The following is a 515-nucleotide window of genomic DNA, read 5'->3' as shown; positions in this document are numbered from 1 at the left end:
GCGTGCACGCCTTGGGTCGCAAACTACTTCCCCTCCATCTGGCCCTCACCGGTCCCGAACCTGCCCGTCGTGGCGATGGAGTCGAACTCGGCAGCGGCCACGTTCCGGAAGATCTGAACGGTGTCCGCAGCGTTAGGTCCGGTCTTTGTGGCGGCCGTTAGGATACCAGCGCCGCCTTCGGCTGTACCGGTACCCGCGCAGGTGATGGCGGTCAAGTCCTTCGGACGAGGCCCCGGAGCGTTACGGGCCAACCAGGCCGCGGCCATCTGTACCCGGCTGACGACCGCCCGGCCGGCCGCGGTCCGGCCCGCTCTGCCCGCGAGGCTGCCGGCACCAGCCGAAACCAGACCACCACCCGCATCCGACCAGCTATAACCCCCGTCACCGAACAGATGGCTCGATAGACCCCCCGCGGTGACCGAGCCCAGGCCGGCACCCGCCCCAGCCGCCACCACCCCGGCGAACCCATCCGCGAGCGCAAACCCGGCTTCCCCCCCGGTGGCGATCAACCCGCC

1 pseudogene is annotated in these 515 nt (G+C 70.3%); it reads right to left on the bottom strand.

Features of this window, described 5'->3' with window-relative positions:
• Positions 1-23: 23 nt before the first annotated feature.
• Positions 24-515: pseudogene (locus U9979_RS06315) on the bottom strand (hypothetical protein); the annotation flags it as partial.

This window comes from Protofrankia sp. Cas4 (genome assembly GCF_963555915.1).
Lineage (GTDB): Bacteria > Actinomycetota > Actinomycetes > Frankiales > Frankiaceae > Protofrankia.
The sequence above is the reverse complement of the archived record's forward strand: the minus strand, read 5'-3'. Positions and strand labels throughout refer to the sequence as shown.